Annotated in this window: 21 protein-coding genes; 10 read left to right on the forward strand and 11 right to left on the reverse strand. The window is 38.7% G+C overall.

Annotation, left to right across the window (positions count from 1 at the left end; all coding sequences use genetic code 11):
* Nucleotides 1-15: 15 nt before the first annotated feature.
* Nucleotides 16-633 carry a phosphoribosylglycinamide formyltransferase gene (gene purN / locus BFP77_RS00405; protein ID WP_099572114.1) on the reverse strand — a complete coding sequence of 206 codons (618 nt, stop codon included), beginning with the start codon at nt 631-633 and terminating at the stop codon, nt 16-18.
* 295 nt (nt 634-928) lie between these two features.
* Between purN and BFP77_RS00410 the strand changes: the two genes are divergently transcribed.
* From BFP77_RS00410 to pyk, 5 genes are all read left to right on the forward strand, one after another.
* The gene (locus tag BFP77_RS00410; protein ID WP_008269813.1) at nt 929-1,162 is read left to right on the forward strand and encodes an acyl carrier protein; all 234 of its coding nucleotides are present in this window, start codon (nt 929-931) and stop codon (nt 1,160-1,162) included.
* Between the two features lie 108 nt (nt 1,163-1,270).
* Entirely contained in the window at nt 1,271-2,521 is a 1,251-nt protein-coding gene (gene fabF / locus BFP77_RS00415) for a beta-ketoacyl-ACP synthase II (protein WP_099572115.1), read from the forward strand.
* Nucleotides 2,522-2,533: 12 nt separating this feature from the next.
* Complete coding sequence (gene rnc, locus BFP77_RS00420; protein WP_099572116.1) at nt 2,534-3,271, forward strand: ribonuclease III; 738 nt, start codon at nt 2,534-2,536, stop codon at nt 3,269-3,271.
* Nucleotides 3,272-3,382: 111 nt separating this feature from the next.
* Nucleotides 3,383-3,847, forward strand: coding sequence for an IPExxxVDY family protein (locus BFP77_RS00425; RefSeq protein ID WP_099572117.1), 465 nt, complete (start codon nt 3,383-3,385; stop codon nt 3,845-3,847).
* Between the two features lie 2 nt (nt 3,848-3,849).
* Nucleotides 3,850-5,292: a pyruvate kinase gene (gene pyk / locus BFP77_RS00430; RefSeq protein WP_099572118.1), complete on the forward strand. Its 1,443-nt coding sequence runs from the start codon at nt 3,850-3,852 to the stop codon at nt 5,290-5,292.
* A gap of 67 nt (nt 5,293-5,359) precedes the next feature.
* On the opposite strand, the gene BFP77_RS00435 is transcribed toward pyk, so the two are convergent.
* The gene (locus tag BFP77_RS00435; RefSeq protein WP_099572119.1) at nt 5,360-5,884 is read right to left on the reverse strand and encodes a PAS domain-containing protein; all 525 of its coding nucleotides are present in this window, start codon (nt 5,882-5,884) and stop codon (nt 5,360-5,362) included.
* Nucleotides 5,885-6,071: 187 nt separating this feature from the next.
* Between BFP77_RS00435 and BFP77_RS00440 the strand changes: the two genes are divergently transcribed.
* The 3 genes from BFP77_RS00440 (at nt 6,072) to BFP77_RS00450 (ending at nt 8,264) form a co-directional block, all read left to right on the forward strand.
* The gene (locus tag BFP77_RS00440; RefSeq protein WP_099572120.1) at nt 6,072-6,920 is read left to right on the forward strand and encodes a helix-turn-helix domain-containing protein; all 849 of its coding nucleotides are present in this window, start codon (nt 6,072-6,074) and stop codon (nt 6,918-6,920) included.
* Nucleotides 6,921-7,196: 276 nt separating this feature from the next.
* Nucleotides 7,197-7,745 (forward strand): carboxymuconolactone decarboxylase family protein, encoded by a 549-nt coding sequence (locus BFP77_RS00445; protein ID WP_099572121.1) that lies wholly within the window; start codon nt 7,197-7,199, stop codon nt 7,743-7,745.
* A 96-nt stretch (nt 7,746-7,841) separates the two neighbouring features.
* A complete protein-coding gene (locus BFP77_RS00450) occupies nt 7,842-8,264 on the forward strand; it encodes a plastocyanin/azurin family copper-binding protein (RefSeq protein ID WP_099572165.1) in 423 nt (140 codons plus the stop codon).
* A gap of 56 nt (nt 8,265-8,320) precedes the next feature.
* Here the strand turns inward: BFP77_RS00450 and dinB are convergent, their stop codons facing one another.
* The gene (gene dinB, locus BFP77_RS00455) at nt 8,321-9,424 is read right to left on the reverse strand and encodes a DNA polymerase IV (protein WP_099572122.1); all 1,104 of its coding nucleotides are present in this window, start codon (nt 9,422-9,424) and stop codon (nt 8,321-8,323) included.
* A gap of 49 nt (nt 9,425-9,473) precedes the next feature.
* On the opposite strand from dinB, the gene BFP77_RS00460 reads away from it, so the two are divergent.
* Nucleotides 9,474-9,950, forward strand: a complete 477-nt coding sequence (locus BFP77_RS00460; protein ID WP_099572123.1) for a CYTH domain-containing protein — start codon at nt 9,474-9,476, stop codon at nt 9,948-9,950.
* Here the strand turns inward: BFP77_RS00460 and BFP77_RS00465 are convergent.
* Together BFP77_RS00465 and BFP77_RS00470 are read right to left on the reverse strand one after the other, a co-directional pair.
* Entirely contained in the window at nt 9,943-10,431 is a 489-nt protein-coding gene (locus tag BFP77_RS00465; protein ID WP_099572124.1) for a hypothetical protein, read from the reverse strand. The genes BFP77_RS00460 and BFP77_RS00465 overlap by 8 nt on opposite strands.
* A gap of 47 nt (nt 10,432-10,478) precedes the next feature.
* Nucleotides 10,479-10,940 (reverse strand): hypothetical protein, encoded by a 462-nt coding sequence (locus BFP77_RS00470; protein ID WP_180272276.1) that lies wholly within the window; start codon nt 10,938-10,940, stop codon nt 10,479-10,481.
* 128 nt (nt 10,941-11,068) lie between these two features.
* On the opposite strand from BFP77_RS00470, the gene BFP77_RS17155 reads away from it, so the two are divergent.
* On the forward strand, nt 11,069-11,311 hold the full coding sequence (locus BFP77_RS17155) for a hypothetical protein (protein WP_257212808.1): 243 nt from the start codon (nt 11,069-11,071) through the stop codon (nt 11,309-11,311).
* Here BFP77_RS17155 and BFP77_RS17160 read toward each other — a convergent pair.
* The 6 genes from BFP77_RS17160 to BFP77_RS00500 all read right to left on the reverse strand — a co-directional run bounded on the left by BFP77_RS17160 (nt 11,300) and on the right by BFP77_RS00500 (nt 17,557).
* Entirely contained in the window at nt 11,300-11,827 is a 528-nt protein-coding gene (locus tag BFP77_RS17160) for a hypothetical protein (RefSeq protein WP_257212809.1), read from the reverse strand. The genes BFP77_RS17155 and BFP77_RS17160 overlap by 12 nt on opposite strands.
* 1 nt (nt 11,828) lies before the next feature.
* Nucleotides 11,829-13,022 (reverse strand): pyridoxal phosphate-dependent aminotransferase, encoded by a 1,194-nt coding sequence (locus BFP77_RS00480; protein WP_099572126.1) that lies wholly within the window; start codon nt 13,020-13,022, stop codon nt 11,829-11,831.
* A 267-nt stretch (nt 13,023-13,289) separates the two neighbouring features.
* Nucleotides 13,290-14,948 (reverse strand): SulP family inorganic anion transporter, encoded by a 1,659-nt coding sequence (locus tag BFP77_RS00485; protein ID WP_099572127.1) that lies wholly within the window; start codon nt 14,946-14,948, stop codon nt 13,290-13,292.
* Nucleotides 14,949-15,224: 276 nt separating this feature from the next.
* Entirely contained in the window at nt 15,225-15,620 is a 396-nt protein-coding gene (locus tag BFP77_RS00490; RefSeq protein WP_099572128.1) for a hypothetical protein, read from the reverse strand.
* A gap of 18 nt (nt 15,621-15,638) precedes the next feature.
* On the reverse strand, nt 15,639-16,658 hold the full coding sequence (pheS, locus tag BFP77_RS00495; RefSeq protein ID WP_099572129.1) for a phenylalanine--tRNA ligase subunit alpha: 1,020 nt from the start codon (nt 16,656-16,658) through the stop codon (nt 15,639-15,641).
* Nucleotides 16,659-16,927: 269 nt separating this feature from the next.
* Nucleotides 16,928-17,557 (reverse strand): carbonic anhydrase family protein, encoded by a 630-nt coding sequence (locus BFP77_RS00500; protein WP_099572130.1) that lies wholly within the window; start codon nt 17,555-17,557, stop codon nt 16,928-16,930.
* Nucleotides 17,558-17,563: the final 6 nt, after the last annotated feature.

Below are 17,563 nucleotides of genomic sequence, written 5' to 3' on the forward strand. Positions count from 1 at the left end.
AAATTGAAGTTATAGTTACACCTCGCCTTTGGATGGGTCAACATTGCCTAGGCCAATGCGGGAGGAGGCTAAAAGTTCTTCAATTACCTTAGGAAAGTGCACATACTCTAATTCATGAATCTTTGTAGCTATTTCCTCTGGGCTGTCTTTTGGTAAAACTGATGTTTTGGCCTGTTTAATGATGGCACCCTCATCATAATTGGCTTTTACATAGTGTATCGTAATACCGGTCTCTTTTTCCTTATTTTCTTTCACTGCTCGGTGTACGTGCATTCCGTACATACCTTTACCGCCGTATTTAGGCAATAGTGCCGGATGAATATTTATGATTTTGTTGGGGAAAGCATCGATAAGGTTTTTTGGAATTTTCCATAGGAAACCAGCAAGTACGATCAAGTCAGGCTTTAAGGATAGTAATATGTTCAGTACACAATCACTACCAGTAAAGGCATGTTTGTTAAAATATAAGACATTAATATTCAATCTATTACATCTTTCAATAACTTTGGCATCCCTTTTGTTGGTAAGTACGGCGGTGACCGTAATAGGACTCTTATCACTAAAATAGTTTACAATGTTCTCAACATTAGAACCAGAACCGGATGCAAAAAGAACAATTCGTTTAGTGTTCAACAGAAATAGATTTTAAGTTTAGTAGTACCATTTACCTCCCAAAAGAAAGTAAGGCAAAAATAATATAAACTAAAGAGACCTGCCTGGCGGCAGACTAGGAATTGAGTAATTGGCACAGGTTCGCAATAAAAGAACAAATAAAACCTTGTGGGCTAAAGGCTTAATTTTAGATTGAAAAGATTCTTGAATGTGTATAATTTTCTTAAATTACAGCACATTTTAACGACAATTAGTGTTATTCAACCAAAGTTTTTTATTTTTGCCATCAATTTAAATTTTTAAAACCAATATTATTATGTCAGACATTGCATCAAGAGTTAAAGCTATCATCGTTGATAAATTAGGAGTTGATGAAAACGAAGTGGTAACAGAAGCTAGCTTTACTAACGATTTAGGGGCAGATTCATTGGACACAGTAGAGTTGATTATGGAATTCGAAAAAGAATTTGATATTCAAATCCCAGATGATCAAGCCGAGAATATCGCAACAGTTGGCCAAGCCATTAGCTATATAGAAGAAGCAAAGTAATTTGATGATTTCTTAAATAGAATTCAAATTATCCATGTGGTAAATGCTCCGCATGGATAATTTTTTTTAATTTACATTCGGTTTATATCTAAACGAAAAACAAGTTCAATGCAATTAAAGCGAGTTGTGGTTACCGGATTAGGGGCACTAACACCTATAGGTAATAATATTGAGGAATATTGGGAAGGTCTTGTAAATGGTAAAAGTGGCTCCGCGCCGATTACATATTACGATACGGAAAAATTCAAGGTAAAATTCGCCTGCGAACTAAAAAACTACAAAACTGAGGACCATTTTGACCGCAAGGAAGGGCGAAAACTAGATAAGTTTGCACAATATGCCCTAGTTTCCTCGGACGAAGCTATACTGGATTCTAAATTGGATTTGGACAAGGTGGATAAATTTCGTGTAGGAGTTATCTGGGGTGCCGGTATCGGCGGTCTGGAGACCTTCCAAAACGAGGTGATGAATTTTGCCGAAGGTGATGGCACACCACGTTTTAATCCCTTCTTTATACCTAAAATGATAGCCGATATTGCCCCTGGTAATATTTCTATCAAGCACGGGTTTATGGGTCCAAATTATACAACGGTATCTGCTTGTGCATCGTCGGCCAACGCCATGATAGATGCACTGAACTATATTAGATTAGGACATTGTGATGTTGTGGTTACTGGCGGAAGCGAAGCTGCAGTTACAATTGCAGGTATGGGTGGCTTTGGAGCAATGCATGCACTTTCTACAAGGAATGATAGTCCGGAAACTGCTTCTAGACCCTTTGACGGAACTAGGGATGGTTTTGTTCTAGGCGAAGGTGCAGGGGCGTTGATACTGGAAGAATATGAACACGCCAAAGCACGTGGTGCAAAAATATATGCCGAGGTTTCCGGTGGTGGTCTTTCAAGTGATGCATACCATATGACGGCACCACATCCTGACGGTATTGGAGTTGTGCGTGTTATGCAAAACTGCCTCAAAGACGCTGGCATTGCCATAGAAGAAGTAGACGCTATTAATACACACGGTACTTCTACACCATTGGGAGATGTTGCCGAATTGAAAGCCATTTCGGAAGTGTTTGGAGATCATGCCAAAAACATTAATATCAATTCTACAAAATCAATGACCGGTCATTTGCTCGGTGCAGCAGGTGCAATAGAAGCTATCGCAAGTATTTTGGCAATGGAACATGGTATAGTGCCCCCGACAATAAACCATACGACAATAGATGAGAATATTGACCCAAGTTTAAATTTAACACTGAACAAGGCTCAGAAGAGAGACGTTAAGGTTGCCATGAGTAACACCTTTGGTTTTGGAGGACACAACGCCTGTGTAGTATTCAAAAAAATAAGTTAATACACGTACTGTATGACTTTTCCCAAAAATATTTTTAATTCCCATCCGAAAGCGGATGGGGATTTTTTTTTAGGGATGAAAAGAATATTAGGGTTTAAGCCAAAGAACATTAAATTTTACAAAAAGGCCTTTTTGCACAGGTCAATGAATAAAAAGGATGATAAGGGTAACCCAATGAACTATGAACGCCTTGAGTTTTTAGGTGATTCCATGTTGGGCACTATCATTTCTAAGCATCTTTATACAGAAGTCCCGAACGGAGACGAAGGCTACCTTACCAAAATGCGTTCAAAAATTGTTAGTAGGGAACATTTGAACGAACTAGGAAAAGATTTACAGCTCATAAAATATGTAGAGAGCAGAATTCCCAAGACCCACTTTGGAGAGAATATCCATGGCAATGTATTCGAAGCACTTGTTGGAGCTATTTATTTAGATAGAGGCTACTCTTATTGCCAGAAGTTCATAGACAAACGTGTTATTGAACCCTACGTGGATATAGAGCAGCTAGAGGGTCGTGTTATTAGTTATAAGAGTTTGGTAATAGAATGGTGCCAAAAGCAAAAGAAAACATTTGATTATAATGTGTACGAGGATACGGGAAATGATTCCCTAAAACATTTTGCGGTTAAACTGTCCATCGCCGGTAGCGTTATTGCCAAAGCAAGGGCAACTTCTAAAAAGAAAGCGGAGGAAAGAGCCTCTAAAAGAGCCTTTTTTGCGCTACAGGATAAAATGGAGCAACTCTAGTTATAAATACAACAAAGGATTAACGTAATCGTAACTTTCACAACATCTTAAACCCATTTGCTTTTTAGGCTTTAAAGTGTAATAGTCCTATATTTGACGTTTTGTGCGCATATGACAGCAATACACAAAATTGACGATGATTTTTACGATGATTCATTTCTTTTAATTGCGATGCATAGCACTATGGCGGACTATGCAATGGCGTATGAATTGAATATAACCCTGAAGGCAAATTTCAAAAGAACCAGAAAAGATTTTGATTTGTCCGAAAACAGTGTTTTTCCCTGTTTTGAATGGCAAGATACCTATCATGACCGGTACTGGGTGTTAGTGGCTAACCAAAGTCTAAAACGAGAGCTGCTAGCGAATAATGATTTATTTCAGAACGAATCTACCTACAGCGTACCGCGGCTTGTTCCAGAATTAAAGGATGTAGATTATTTTTTGAAGATAGAAGAAGACATGACGGGTAGCAGTGACAAAATAATTAAAAATGTGCTGACAATGCCAAAAGTAATGGCGGCATATGAAGTAGACAGCAACAAACTAAAATCTAAGAACAATTTAATATTTTAAGAATGCCAACTAAAAAGAAGACAAAGGTAGTAGCCACCTTAGGGCCGGCTACGAGCAAGAAAGATGTGCTAAGAGATATGATTTTGGCAGGAGTAGATGTCTTTAGAATTAATTTCTCTCACGCTGACTATGATGATGTAAAGCAACGCGTAACCATGATTCGTGAATTGAACGAAGAATTGGAGACCAATGTGTCTATTTTGGGAGACTTACAGGGACCTAAACTTCGAGTAGGGGTAATGGCCGGGGAAGTTGTGGTTGACCCTGGAGATGAAATAACCTTTGTAACGGGCGAACCCTTTGAAGGTACGGCCGAAAGGGTGTATATGAACTATAAGGAGTTTCCAAGAGATGTCAAGGCGGGTGAGCGTATCTTATTGGACGATGGTAAGCTTATGTTCGAGGTAGTCGCTACAAATGGCGAAAATGAAGTAAAGGCCAAGGTAATTCAAGGGGGGCCTTTAAAATCTAAAAAGGGGGTAAACCTTCCAAATACGAATATTTCCTTACCTGCGCTCACTAAAAAAGATGTCAAGGATGCGGAGTTTGCTATTTCATTAGAAGTAGATTGGATCGCACTCTCTTTCGTGAGGTTCAGTCAGGATTTAATAGACCTCCAGAATATCATACAAAAACATTCGGAGCATAAAATTCCCATTATAGCTAAAATAGAAAAGCCAGAGGCCGTAGAGAACATAGATAAGATTGTTGCTTACTGTGACGGTTTAATGGTAGCTCGGGGTGATCTAGGTGTAGAAGTACCGGCCCATGAGGTTCCGTTGATTCAGAAACAATTGGTCCTAAGAGCCAAAAAGGCCAGGATTCCTGTAATCATAGCTACCCAAATGATGGAAACTATGATCACTAGCCTTACCCCGACAAGAGCAGAGGTCAACGATGTTGCAAATTCGGTGATGGACGGTGCAGACGCGGTAATGTTGTCCGGTGAAACTTCCGTAGGGAATTATCCGGTACAGGTTATTGAGAAAATGGCTAGTATTTTGAAAAGTGTGGAAGCATCGGACCTTATTCATGTTCCTCATGATCCACCACACATTAGAACAAACAGATATATTACCAAATCAGTCTGTTACCATGCCGCGCTCATGGCAAATGAAATAAAGGCGAAAGCAATATCTACCTTAACCAATAGCGGATATACGGCTTTTCAAATTTCTGCGTGGAGACCTAGTGCTCATATTTTGGTGTTTACATCAAATAGAAGAATACTTACCCAGCTTAATCTCTTGTGGGGGGTAAAAGCTTTTTACTATGATAAATTCGTTTCTACGGATGAAACTATCGAAGATGTAAACGGCATAGCTTGCAAGAAGGGATTTTTAGAAGTGGGAGATATGCTTATAAGTTTGGCCGCGATGCCCATAAAGGCAAAAGGTATGGTAAATACCCTTCGTGTAACAGAGATAGAGAGCTGTAATTTTTAGAAAAATACGGTTATCAAAAAAAGGCCCGCTTATAACAAGCGGGCCTTTCTTTTTCAGTAGGTAAAGATTACGCTACTTCCCTTTCAAAGGCTATAAAATTCACAACTTCCCCTTCTTTGTTGAACAGGGGTTGCCCAAGTATCCAGCAATTATAGGTAGACCCATCTTTACGGTAATTCAAGATGGTGGCTTCAAAGCGCTCCTTCTTTTTAACAGCGTTAGAAATTACCTTGAGAGCGGCTTTACAAGTCTTTTCTCCTTGGAACATTTTTGGTTGTTGCCCAATTATTTCTTCAGGATGGTATCTGTTCATTTCCCATATATTCTGTGAAGCGTACACAATACGCAATTCTGCATCGGTTACTACAATGGTATGTTCTTTATCAATCAATTCTTGTTCTAGGACAGCTTCGTTGAAAACCCATGCGTTATTTTTTGCGAGCTGTAAAAGTGTTTTAACATCACTACTAGACTTACAATGTTTATCAAAAAATGTACTATAAAAATCCCACGAAGAAATGGGTAAACTAGTAAGCTTTAGTGTTTTGTAAAACTTATTTAGGGCGTTATCGTAATTTAGTAAATTCGTCATAAAAACTCTTCTTTTTCGTAGCACTTTTTGTTAAAGCTAAAAAAATCAGGTTTCAGGTTAAAATATATAACAACGATTAACACTATTGTTTAAAGAATGATTGGTTTAAAGCCCCGTCTACTTGTAAAGAATGAACAAGAATTAAGACTAAATGTAGTAAATAAGGGAACTTAAAGCAGAAAAATGTATGAAGTTTGAATTTCATGATACCAAATTGGCTTCACTTTTTGGGTTTACGGATGATATCAAAAAAAATAAAAATAACTTTTCTAGTAACTCGGGTAACATACAAATTCTTTGGAACCGAAATGAGATACCTATTTTACTCTGCATTGATGGTCTTACGATAACACTACTACCCAATCAGCTCGTAACCACAGCCTATTTACAACATGTTAGTTTTAGTAAGACTAAGGCTTCTTTAACCGCCTTTCTATTTAATAGGCCATTCTATTGTATCAATGATCATGATAGTGAAGTTTCCTGTAATGGTATACTTTTCTTTGGCACCCAGGATTTACCTATTATTACAATTCCAGTGGAACAAGAGCGAAAGTTCAATGTATTGTTTGAGGTCTTTGAAGAGGAGTTCTCTACCTCGGATAAAATACAGGGAGATATGCTACAAATGCTGTTAAAGCGTTTGATCATAATGTGCACGCGCTTGGCCAAGGAACAACTTATTGTACGAACTCTTGATAACGAACAGATTGATGTGGTACGTAAGTTCAACGTTTTGGTAGATACTCATTTCAAGACCAAACGTAAAGTAAGTGACTATGCGGAGCTCCTTTTTAAAAGTCCAAAAACCTTATCCAATCTTTTTGCTATTTATAATCAGAAATCTCCACAACAGATAATTCTGGAGAGCCTGGCCTTGGAGGCAAAAAGATTGATTAGCTTTACGGACAAGCAAAATCAAGAAATTGCCTTTGAACTTGGTTTTAACGATCCTGCACATTTTAGTAGGTTCTTTAAGAAAATGACAGGTCATTCCCCATCTAGATTTCGAGAAACAGTGGTCTTGTCTAATTAAAGGGAAATATGTGCAAGTAGTCGGGCAATAGCTCCTAACAAATACCCTTCTGCTGTTCGCATCTTTGTAGTGTAATTAAAAACAATACAAGATGAAGACACAAATAAAATCACTTTTCAATTTAATCGAAATTTTCGGACAAGCTAAAAGGCCAACGCTAAATACCGTGAGCCCTAAAACTCACTGTGAACAAAAACACCATCACGATTTCTATTGTGATGTCGAGAAACCATTTGTATCATTTTAAAATCGTTAAAAATTATAAAAACAAAAATTATGAGCACATTTAACGTACCAAAAAGAGAAGAAGTTTCAGAAGGGAATCAAGCTATTTTTGACAACTTGGAAAAAGCATTAGGGTTTGTCCCGAACCTTTACGCCACCTACGCACACTCCGAGAATGCTTTAGGAAACTATTTGGCATTAAGCGGCGCCAAAACATCGCTTAATGCAAAACAGAAAGAAGTCGTAAATCTTGCTGTGAGTCAAGTAAACAACTGTAGTTATTGCTTAGCCGCACATACCGCAATAGGAAAAATGAACGGTTTTATAGAAGCGCAAATCTTAGAATTGAGAGCTGGTGAAGCTTCGTTCGACTCTAAATTGGATGCATTGGCCAAACTCGCTAAGAACATCACTGAAAATAGGGGAGCTACCGACGAAGAAGTCGTAACCGACTTCCTAAAGGCCGGTTGGACCAAAGAGAATTTAGTGGATACCATAGTTTTGGTAGGCGATAAGACCATATCCAATTACTTACATAGGACAACTGGTGTGCCTATAGATTTTCCTGCGGTACAGTCTTTAGAAACAGTACAATTATAAAAAGCGAAGACTGGCCGCTCAAGTTCAGTAAATCAATATAATTAATATAAACAACAAGCTTCCATTGATATGGAACCGAATTTAAAATTAGAAAACATGAAAAAAGTAATCGCAGTATTAGTATTAGCAGTAGGAACAGTATTCTCCATGAACGCTCAAGACAAAATGATGAAGGAGGATAAGATGATGAAATCTACCACGAAAACAATTGCCTTGGAGCAAACAAGTGGAGAATTTACGCAAAAACAAATCACCGTATCGGAAGGGACCTATGTTTTTGAAATCGCCAATAACAATGTTGGACATAACGTAGGCTTTGTATTAGTGAAAAAAGGTGAAGATGTATCTAAACCTGAAAACCACATCAAAACCGCATACGTAACCGAGCAGGTTGTAACCGGTGAGAAACAAACCTCAAAACCAACAACGTTGACTAAAGGAGCGTATGTATATTTCTGTCCTTTGAACCCAACCTCTACGGATAACACCTTGATAGTAGATAGTACAGGAATTTTTTAAGTTTAGTGTTTGTAAGGGCCTCTAATGGAATTTTAATTTCATTGGCGGCTTTTTCGTTAAAAATCAAACTTCAATTGTACTTGTATGGCCTCTGCTTCTTGTTTGGTTTTTTCCTTTTTGTCCGTATTTAGATTTGCTAGGGAAATACCTAATAAGCGTACGGAATTTTGAAGTTCTTCTTGGTATAACAATTCTTTTGCCGTTTCAAGAATCAAGGTTTTGTCAGCTATAAAATAGGGAAGGGTTTTACTTCTTGTATTCAAAGTAAAATCACTATACTTAATTTTCAAGGTTACTGTTTTACCGGCGATATCCGATTTTTTCAAGCGTTTTTCCAACTCGTTGGAAATATGCTCTAACCGTTCTAACATGAAAATCTCACTGCTTAGATTTTCATTGAAAGTACGTTCTGCACCCACGGATTTTGGAATCCGATGTGGTTTAACTTCGCTCTGGTGCACTCCCCGCACCACATTATAGTAATAGCTTCCACTTTTTCCAAATTTCTCCTCCAAAAAGGCCTTAGATTTAGACTTTAAATCTTTTCCCGTAAAAATGCCCAATTGATACATTTTTTCTGCGGTAACTTTTCCAACTCCATAAAACTTTCGAATTTCCAAGTCTTCCAAAAATTCGATGACCTCTTCGGGATTTACGGTTTTTTGTCCGTTCGGTTTATTGATGTCGCTAGCCACCTTGGCAATGAATTTATTTATTGAAATTCCTGCGGAGGCATTTAAACCCGTTTCCTCGTAAATCCTGTTTCGTATTTCTTTCGCTATTAGCGTAGCAGAAGGGTTTCCCTTCTTGTTTATAGTAACGTCTAAATACGCTTCGTCTAAAGATAAGGGCTCCACCAAGTCTGTATATTCATAGAATACGGCCCTTATTTTTTGGGAAATCTCTTTATAACGGTCAAACCTTGCTTTTACAAAAATAAGCTCCGGGCAGTTCCTTTTTGCGAGAACACTGCTCATTGCGCTGCGCACACCAAACTTACGAGCCTCGTAACTGGCTGCTGCTACGACACCTCGCTGTGAGCTTCCTCCTACGGCGATAGGTTTACCTCTTAATTCGGGATTGTCCAATTGTTCTACCGAAGCATAGAAGGCATCCATATCTACATGAATAATTTTTCGCAATGGCAAATCGGATATCATATTGTAAATTTATGACAACTTAAATCAGTTCGTAATACTAGTTTATAGAATGATTGAAATTGAACGGAAGTTTTTGGTAACATCAGCTATTTTTAAGAAGGAAGCAATTTCAAAAACTAGAATAGTCCAAGGTTTTTTGAACACGGACCCTGATAGGACAGTTCGGATTCGATTAAAGGGAGAAGAGGGTTTTATCACAATAAAAGGCAGGTCCAATAAAACGGGCATTTCACGTTTTGAGTGGGAAAAAGAAATAAGCCCGGAAGAAGCAGAAGCTTTGTTGAAGTTATGTGAAGAAGGTACTTTGAAGAAAACCAGATATGAAATACCTTACGGCAAGCATGTCTTTGAGGTCGACGAGTTTTATGGCCCCAATACAGGTTTAATTGTTGCGGAGGTTGAACTAGATTTCGAAAACGAGGTCTTTACGAAGCCAAAATGGCTGGGAAGGGAAGTCACCGGAGAAACCAAATATTATAATTCTCAATTAAGCAAGATGCCATTTAGCGAATGGCGAACTACTTAACTACGCGTATACGCTCCAATGCAGATTCTTTGCGAATTATTTCTATGTCTGTTTCATTATAGGTGGCTTTTTCAATAGTAAATGGCGGACTACAACAATCACTACCTGAACTATTTTTTCTAAGGTTTAATACCAAAATATCGGTTTCGGAATCGTTCAAGAAAACTTCATAGGTGTTACTACCTTCCATACCAGAAATAAAAATTATAATAGTTTCCGTTGAGGAGTTTCCAGAGTCGTTGACCTGAATATCATCTTTGGAAACAACGATGTTTTCTAAGGAATACGTTTCGTTCGTGATTAAGTTGACGCCTTCTTCATTGACCAGTTCAATAAGTAATAGCTGTTGGGCACATACTACTGTAGCGCAGTCAGTACGCGAATTGTTGTCACAACTAAAGATAAATAATAACGTAAGCCCGAGGAAAGAAAGTTTTGTTTTTAAGTTTTTTATAAGGGGATGTGCTATATAATGGGTCATGATTGATGGTTTTAAGATTTGTATTAATTTGAAGGAACGAATATTACTTATGGCTTTACAATGGTGATTTTTTCAATAAAGGAATTCTGACCTTCTGCAATTTCGATTGTTTCGTCATTGTAGGTGGAGCTATTTACAGTGAAATACGGACCACAGCATTCTAGGTCGGATTTTATTCTAGATAAGTCGAGAATTAATTCGTCCGTTTCCGTATCGTTTAGCTTTATGTTATAGGTATTACTGCCGTTAGTTCCCGCAACAAAAAAGTAGACCACTTCGTCACCTTGTTGTTGGCCAAAATTAAGCTGCTCACCATCCTTCGTAATAGTGATATTCTCTAATGAATAGTAGTTATTGGCAATAAGATTGTTTCCGTCAACATCAATATATTCAAGGGCAAAAGTTTGAGCGGCACAATCTATAAGAGCACATTCACCAAGTCCTTCATCGTCCTTACAAGAAAATAGCAGTATAATTAGGCAAAGAGCCACTTTACTTTTTAGCATCATATCTTTCATAAGATGCCAAGAAACGTTAAGGGTTGCGTTACTAAAGACTCTCTGTATACGATGTCTTAAAGATTACCCATTGCATTTTTTCCTTGGCCGCTTTTCTTCGTATCGCTTTAATGTTTTTTATGATAAAGGGCAGTATTCCCAAGCTCATAAGAATTGCTCCCAGTAAGAAAACCGGAGTTGCGCTTGAAAATAAGCTTCCACTGGAAAGAATTCCTAAAATTAATACCGTTGATAATGGGAAGGAAAGTGCCAGAATATTTACAGCAAAGTTGGAGTTAAACGTACGTTTGCTTTTGGCAATTCTGTTCTCTTGGGCATCAACCAGTGCAATATGCGAAAACGGCCAAAAGCTACAGTTCTGAAATCATTGCCAATACCAAAGATTTAATTTTTTTAGTGTTTGATGTTGTTTTCACAGCTCTTTTACGATAGTACCAGTTCATTGCTACTAGATAAAGGATAATCAGCACAAAAACCTTATTCCCCAAATCTGCCATGGCGGCCTTAGCCAGATAATCATCGCCCAAAAATTCTATGACAAAAGGAAAACAGGAGAGTCCAGGTGCCAATGAGGGAACGAGTAGTCTAGCAGTTCTATATTGCGGACTATTCTTGGCAATACCCGTAAGGGGAATTAGGTATGGAAACACTAGGAATAGAATCATATTTAGCATCAGAGCTAAAAATGGAAGGGATAGTAGTGCGCTATCGATTTTAACCCCTATTAGTGCTAAGAAAATAGTAGCGGGCAGCGCTAGGTTTAGAATAATCTTCTTAATGCCGGTCAACTCTTCCTTAGACTTGAATTTCAGTTTTAAGAGTATGCCGATACCAATAAATAGTACAAATGTTATGGTCTTTTGTAAAGTTAAGTCCATCCTACGCAATTACATCTTTTAGGGCTGAGGTAAAGATTTTCATTTCTTCCATAGTACCCATACTTACGCGACACCAATTTTTTCCTATAAAGTTAAAAGCACGTACGCCGACCTTTAAATCGGTCATTTTTTGAAGGAAATCCTTGCCTTCCATTTCAATCGGGAAAATCATAAAACTGGTGTGCGAAGGCACATATGCTATGCCCATGGCATCAAGACTTTGGTAAACATACTCCCTACATGCTGCATTAAGTGCTCTAGATCGGTCCAAAAATTCGACATCATCCATTGCCGCCATTGCCGCAAATACCGATGGATATGATATGCCCATCCCGGCACGAGTAATTATTTGAAGTCTGTCTAAAGTAGCTTTCTGCGCAACGGCGTACCCTACTCTTAAACCAGCCATACCATGAATTTTTGAAAAGGTGCGCGCAATGATGACGTCTTTTCCTTTGTTGACCAGGGAGACCATGCTCTTTTTGGCACCATCTTCAAGAAAACCTAGATAAGCTTCATCTATAAAAACGGGCACTTTTTCGGAGACCCTAGAGCAAAAATCCAAGAGTTCATTGTAGTCCGTAATAGTTCCCGTAGGGTTATTAGGATTACAGATATATATCAACTTGGTATCTTTATCTATAGCGGCTTCCATGGCTTTTAGGTCATGGGACCAGTCCTCTTTTAAAGGAACGGCTTTCCAGGTGCCACCTGCGGCCTTTGCCACGCGTATTAGGGACATATAAGCTGGGTCTGCAGATACAACGTTTCCTCCGTTCATGAATAGCGTAACAGCGGTTTTTTCCAAAAGGTCAGAGGACCCGGGCCCCATCATTATATTTTCACGTTGAACCCCTTCAACTTCGGCAATTTTGTCCATGAGTTCAAATAGTTCCTTCCATGCATAACGGTTACCTTTAAAAGCGTTAGTTTTTAATGCTTCAAGTGCTTTTGGAGAGGGGCCATAAGGATTTTCGTTGGCGTTTAATTTTGCGGATAGAACGGGGAACTCCCTTTCAGTATCTAGTAAATATTCCTTAAAAAAAGGACTATAGATTGCGTCTCCATTAAGGTCTAGGGTAATGGGTGTTCGGGATGTCTCCGCAAAACTTAAATAGGGTGCAGCGATGACTCCACCAGCAGTTAAAACACCTTTTTTTAACCAATTTCTACGGTTTATTTTTTCTGTTCTCATGAGAAGTTTTTTTGTTGGATTAGCTATGGTTACTAAGTTAGAATTGAGCTAATAAAAAACCTATCGCAATACCATAAAAATCAGAGGGTTAAAATAGATATAATGAAAATTGAACACCCGTAAAAAGCGAAATTCACAGTTAGGCCGTGTCAAATAGTAGGTTTTTTGTGTATATCGCAGCCATTTTTGGACGCACTTTACGGATAAGACATATTATAAATTATTGAAAATAAGAATAGTAGAACTACACCGCCTTTTGACTGGCTATCATTCAAATCCTTTTAAATGGGTCCTTAACCACTCAAAACTACCTTCAATATCCTCAAAAAGCTGCTCTTCGGGCACAAGGTCCGGTACAATATCAATTGAGGAAAGTAAATCCATTGGTTGGGTCTGTAAGCCGGTCAGCAAAACTTTGATACCTTTTTTGTCAAGCTCTAAAAGGGCATCTTCCAGGGCATATAATCCGGATTGGTCTATATAGGGAACCTGGTCAAAACGAATGATTAGCGCATCTACTTCTGAGATTTCCTGTAATTGATCTTTAAAATGTGAGGTAAACCCGAAAAAAAGTGGTCCATAAAGGTGTTTTATCGCAACCCTATCTTTGTACTTATTGTAGAATTCTTCCTCGTCTTTCCAAGGTTTTTCCCCATCAAAACCAGCCAACAGACCCACCTCAATGCCTTCTTCACCAAGATCACTGGCTTTCTTCATAAAAAGTAAGGAGGCAAGAATAAGACCAATACCTACTGCTTGTATTAAACTACCGAAGGTCGTAAAAAGAAGTACAACAATAAGCACTACAGCATCGGCCCGTGGCACACTTGTCAAGTGTTTTAGTCCCTTGGTGTCCACTATTTTAAATCCTATTGGAATTAGTATTCCTGCGAGTACGGCGAGTGGAATATGCGCTGCCAAAGAGCCTAGACCCAATAAAACGGCTAAAAGAAACAGACCATGGAACATGCCAGATAACCTTGTTCTACCTCCAGAGTTGATGTTTACAACAGTACCCTTTGTAGCACCTGCTCCTGGAATACCGCCGAACATCGCCGCAACGGCATTACCAATACCTTGCCCAATTAGTTCACGATTACTATTGTGTTTGGTCTTGGTCATATTATCTGCAATGACCGATGTCAACAACGAATCAATGGAACCTAAAACTGCCAGTACCAAAGCATATTCCGCAATAAGATAATAAGCCGAACTATCTATGGATAAGATGCCATCTAGTTGTAAACTGGGAAGACCAGAAGGAATTTCCCCTATGACCGGCACGTCCCATTTTAGGAAAAAAGCTGCCAAAGAAGCAACGATTAGCGCCACTAAGGGGCTTGGCACCGCTTTGGTTATTTTCGGAAAAACATAGTAAATAAGCACGGTTAATGCTCCAAGTGCTAGTGCCTGCCAGTTAAAATCCGTAAACAGTCGGGGTAAATCCTGCATTACTCCTACCGTAGATTTAGCAGAATCCAATCCTGCAAACGGGAATAGTTGTAGAATAACGATAATTAAACCTACGCCACTCATAAATCCAGAAACAACCGGATAGGGAAAGTATTTGATATATCCGGCAATATTAATAAGCCCAAAAAGTATCTGTAGTACGCCACCCAATAAAAAAGCGAGTATTATAATACCCATAGCGCTTTCTAAACTTCCGGCAATATCTATAGCACTTGCTACCAAGGCTGCCGATACTACGGTCATGGGGCCCGTAGGTCCGCTGGCCTGTGTTAATGTGCCCCCAAAAAGAGCTGCCAAAATACCTACCGCAATGGCACCGTAAAGTCCTGAGATTGCTCCTAGCCCAGACTGTACACCAAAGGCCAATGCCAAAGGTAACGCTACCACTCCGGCAACGAGGCCACCAGTTAAATCTCCTTTGATATTACTAAAATCAAAAATATTTTTCAGCATTGACGTAGTTTAAGGTTAGTTATAATTTTGTTTTGACGGCCAGTACTATTCGTATTTCTTTTTTCAGTCTAAAAGGCAACCCCTGACCCCATCTTGGGCAGTTAAGTTGAACACTTTTACTTTTAAGGCCTAAGCACCATTAAAAATAAGCTTGTAAAGGCTAAGTTGAAAATTTAAAGTATAATAAATGATTACGATTTCTATAAGAACGAATAGAATTTGGCTAAAAACTGAAAATCTCTAGAACTGAGTACAGTTTTATATTGAATAACCCTCTTACTGGGCCATAATACCTTCCTGACCGAGTATTGGTAATGGAGTTAGGGCAGACTCCGAAACACTGCCTTTTTTGAAGGTAAATCTTTTTTCGAACAGTGTGCTCCCTATATAGTAGGTGACGAAAAATTCGTTAGTCAAGGCCAAAACCTCTTCTTTTACCACTTCAATCTTTTCAAAAGAATTTGCCGCGACAACGGCTATGGCGTGTCGCATCACAGAGGTTTTTGTTTCTCCGTCAAAACCCTTGGATACGATAAGAACCATTTCTATGGGAGTACTACCGCCATTGAGGATGTAGGCGTTCCAATCTTTGGAAAGAAACTCCTTGTTCCATTCATGGGCAATGGCAACGTAAACATCTTTAACTAAGGGAATTTCAATATCTTTTTTCACTGCTCAGAATCAATGTTTTTACAATACACTTCTAAACTGCTCTAGGAAACGAAGATCGTTTTCACTTAAAAGGCGAATATCAGAAATCTGATGAAGAAGAAGGGCAATACGGTCAATTCCCATTCCAAATGCAAATCCCGAGTATTCATCAGAATCGATACCACAATTTTTAAGAACATTGGGGTCTACCATACCGCAGCCCATAATTTCTAACCAACCTGTCCCTTTCGTCATTTTATAATCCGTCTCAGTCTCTAAACCCCAGTACACATCGACCTCTGCACTTGGTTCGGTAAAAGGGAAATACGATGGTCTTAGACGTATTTTGGATTTACCAAAAAGCTCCGTTGTAAAATACTGCAAGGTTTGTTTTAAATCGGCAAAAGATACATCCTTATCTATGTAAAGTCCTTCCACCTGATGAAAAAAACAATGAGACCTTGCCGAAATGGCCTCGTTTCTATATACCCTTCCCGGAGATATGGTACGTATTGGAGGCTGATTGTTTTCCATATAACGTACTTGTACCGAGGAGGTGTGGGTGCGCAACAATACATCTGGATCGGTCTGCACGAAGAAGGTATCCTGCATATCCCTTGCCGGGTGATACTCCGGAAGGTTCAAGGCTGTAAAATTATGCCAGTCGTCTTCTATTTCCGGTCCTTCGGAAACATTGAAACCTATACGGGAAAATATTTCAATAATTCTATTTTTTACAATAGAAATGGGATGTCTTGCACCAAGTTCGATTGGTTCGCCCGGGCGAGTTAAATCTCCAAAGACACCTTCTTGTTCTGAATTATGCTCTAAGGTTTTAGTAAGGCTGTCAACTTTATGTAGTGCTGCTTGTTTTAATTGATTGATACTTTGACCAAATTCCTTTTTTTGTTCGTTGGGAACATTTTTAAATTCTGCAAAAAAGTCGTTCAATAATCCTTTCTTTCCCAAATATTTAATTCGAAAAGCTTCCACGGCCGCTTTATCCTTGGCGGTGAAATTTTCTACCTGTAAAATATGTTCCCTAATCGTCTCGATCATAATGGTCTTATAAAGCGGCAAATTTAAAACTTTTATATGATTATGCCTGTTTTGGAGTAGGGTAAGTTGACGATAACAGGGTTGATTGCTCTTTAATAGGTCAGAACGATATTATTCAGATTAGAAGTTCCGATACTTGGTGCTAAAATCATCCAAGTGTTAGCTTGGATAACAAATGATGGTGACCAAATTTTCTAGAGGAGTATATAATGCCTTGGTCAACTAAAAAAGCCAATACAATCGTATTGGCTTTTTTAAACTTTAAACGGCTAGTCTAGAAAGCTTACTTTGCCCGTTTTTATATCGTACATAGCGCCAATAATCTTAATTTCACCATTGTCCTCCATTTCCTGAAGGATAGGACTGAGACTACGGGTATCTTCTATGGTTAATTCAATATTCTTGAGGACCACTTCGTTCACAAAATCGATGTTCTTTGAATTTCGCTGACTTTTATCCGCTGGCTCTTTTACAGCTCTTACGGCATGTTTAATTTTATGCAAAAGAATAGTAAGATTACCCATTTTAGCATCGTCACAAGCTCCTTTTACCGCACCACAAGCGGTATGCCCTAATATTACTACTACTTTAGTTCCTGCTAATTTACACGCGAATTCCATACTTCCAAGTAGGTCTTCATTAACAATGTTCCCTGCTACTCGTGCACTAAAGATGTCACCGACACCTTGATCAAATATAAGTTCTGCGGATACTCTAGAGTCAATACAACTTAGCACAGTGGCAAATGGGTATTGTCCTTGAGCTGTATCGTTTACTTGATCCAATAGATTACGGGGTACCATATCGTTGGCAACAAATCTATCATTCCCCTCCTTTAACAATTGTATGGCGGCATCTGGGGTTATCGCTGCTTGGGTTTCTTTGGTATGTGCTTTCATTGTTCT

This window comes from Maribacter sp. 4U21 (assembly GCF_002742365.1).
Classification (GTDB): domain Bacteria; phylum Bacteroidota; class Bacteroidia; order Flavobacteriales; family Flavobacteriaceae; genus Maribacter.

What these genes read in the sequence shown, in the direction of transcription:
- fabF (WP_099572115.1), top strand. Translation starts at nt 1,271, where the DNA reads ATGCAATTAAAGCGAGTTGTGGTTACCGGATTAGGGGCACTAACACCT.
- BFP77_RS00445 (WP_099572121.1), top strand. Translation starts at nt 7,197, where the DNA reads ATGAGCACATTTAACGTACCAAAAAGAGAAGAAGTTTCAGAAGGGAAT.
- BFP77_RS00480 (WP_099572126.1), bottom strand. Translation starts at nt 13,022, where the DNA reads ATGAGAACAGAAAAAATAAACCGTAGAAATTGGTTAAAAAAAGGTGTT.
- BFP77_RS00465 (WP_099572124.1), bottom strand. Translation starts at nt 10,431, where the DNA reads ATGACCCATTATATAGCACATCCCCTTATAAAAAACTTAAAAACAAAA.
- pyk (WP_099572118.1), top strand. Translation starts at nt 3,850, where the DNA reads ATGCCAACTAAAAAGAAGACAAAGGTAGTAGCCACCTTAGGGCCGGCT.
- BFP77_RS00500 (WP_099572130.1), bottom strand. Translation starts at nt 17,557, where the DNA reads ATGAAAGCACATACCAAAGAAACCCAAGCAGCGATAACCCCAGATGCC.
- BFP77_RS00440 (WP_099572120.1), top strand. Translation starts at nt 6,072, where the DNA reads ATGAAGTTTGAATTTCATGATACCAAATTGGCTTCACTTTTTGGGTTT.
- rnc (WP_099572116.1), top strand. Translation starts at nt 2,534, where the DNA reads ATGACTTTTCCCAAAAATATTTTTAATTCCCATCCGAAAGCGGATGGG.
- BFP77_RS00485 (WP_099572127.1), bottom strand. Translation starts at nt 14,948, where the DNA reads ATGCTGAAAAATATTTTTGATTTTAGTAATATCAAAGGAGATTTAACT.
- BFP77_RS00410 (WP_008269813.1), top strand. Translation starts at nt 929, where the DNA reads ATGTCAGACATTGCATCAAGAGTTAAAGCTATCATCGTTGATAAATTA.
- pheS (WP_099572129.1), bottom strand. Translation starts at nt 16,658, where the DNA reads ATGATCGAGACGATTAGGGAACATATTTTACAGGTAGAAAATTTCACC.
- BFP77_RS00460 (WP_099572123.1), top strand. Translation starts at nt 9,474, where the DNA reads ATGATTGAAATTGAACGGAAGTTTTTGGTAACATCAGCTATTTTTAAG.
- BFP77_RS17155 (WP_257212808.1), top strand. Translation starts at nt 11,069, where the DNA reads ATGATAAAGGGCAGTATTCCCAAGCTCATAAGAATTGCTCCCAGTAAG.
- BFP77_RS00425 (WP_099572117.1), top strand. Translation starts at nt 3,383, where the DNA reads ATGACAGCAATACACAAAATTGACGATGATTTTTACGATGATTCATTT.
- BFP77_RS00450 (WP_099572165.1), top strand. Translation starts at nt 7,842, where the DNA reads ATGAAAAAAGTAATCGCAGTATTAGTATTAGCAGTAGGAACAGTATTC.
- BFP77_RS00435 (WP_099572119.1), bottom strand. Translation starts at nt 5,884, where the DNA reads ATGACGAATTTACTAAATTACGATAACGCCCTAAATAAGTTTTACAAA.
- BFP77_RS17160 (WP_257212809.1), bottom strand. Translation starts at nt 11,827, where the DNA reads ATGGACTTAACTTTACAAAAGACCATAACATTTGTACTATTTATTGGT.
- dinB (WP_099572122.1), bottom strand. Translation starts at nt 9,424, where the DNA reads ATGATATCCGATTTGCCATTGCGAAAAATTATTCATGTAGATATGGAT.
- BFP77_RS00470 (WP_180272276.1), bottom strand. Translation starts at nt 10,940, where the DNA reads ATGATGCTAAAAAGTAAAGTGGCTCTTTGCCTAATTATACTGCTATTT.